The following is a 290-nucleotide window of genomic DNA, read 5'->3' as shown; positions in this document are numbered from 1 at the left end:
CCTGGAGCGTTTGGCTAGCCGCATGGCCGTGTCATACCAGCCTCCTACTCGCTAGGCTCATCAACCACAGGTGGCTGCACGGCATACACCGCCGTCATGACAGGAAGGTCAGAGGCCTCCCGGCGTTTAGGCGTGATGACATGTCGCGCAAATACCAGACCGATGCTTTCCAACTCGGCCTGCAAGCCATCGATGGCCTGGGTCACCATCAACCCAGGACGTGGCAGCCCCAGCTTACTGGCATGGACTTCTGCCCGCGCCTGAGCCTGAACACCAGCGCCTTCCACAAA

1 pseudogene is annotated in these 290 nt (G+C 60.7%); it reads right to left on the bottom strand.

Going from position 1 to position 290, the window contains the following annotated elements:
- Nucleotides 1-44 precede the first annotated feature (44 nt).
- Nucleotides 45-290 (bottom strand): annotated as a pseudogene (locus tag ALO43_RS16300) (conjugal transfer protein); the annotation flags it as partial.

The organism is Pseudomonas tremae, from assembly GCF_001401155.1.
Taxonomy (GTDB): Bacteria; Pseudomonadota; Gammaproteobacteria; order Pseudomonadales; family Pseudomonadaceae; genus Aquipseudomonas; species Aquipseudomonas tremae.
Note: the sequence above shows the minus strand (reverse complement) of the source record. Positions and strands in the feature narration are given on the sequence as shown.